At 34.6% G+C, this 231-nt stretch carries 1 pseudogene; it reads left to right on the top strand.

Annotated features, from left to right (window positions below):
* Positions 1-231: pseudogene (locus tag CWB78_RS18705) on the top strand (succinylglutamate desuccinylase); the annotation flags it as partial.

Genomic DNA, 231 nt, shown 5'->3' with positions numbered 1-231 from the left:
GAATTGGAGCCTGAATGTATAACGTCCAAGAATGTTGTGCTTTCAAGTGCCATTCATGGCAATGAGACAGCCCCAATAGAAATTTGCGATGAACTGATTAAAAACATTATTAGTGGAAAACTTGAATTACAACAACTGGTTTTATTTATTTTTGGTAACCCTCAGTCAATTAATATTGGTAAAGGCTTTGTTGAAGAGAACTTAAATCTCTTATTTAATGGGCACCACACT

The organism is Pseudoalteromonas sp. S1612 (assembly GCF_005887175.1).
GTDB classification, from domain to species: Bacteria; Pseudomonadota; Gammaproteobacteria; order Enterobacterales; family Alteromonadaceae; genus Pseudoalteromonas; species Pseudoalteromonas undina.
Note: the sequence above shows the minus strand (reverse complement) of the source record. Positions and strands in the feature narration are given on the sequence as shown.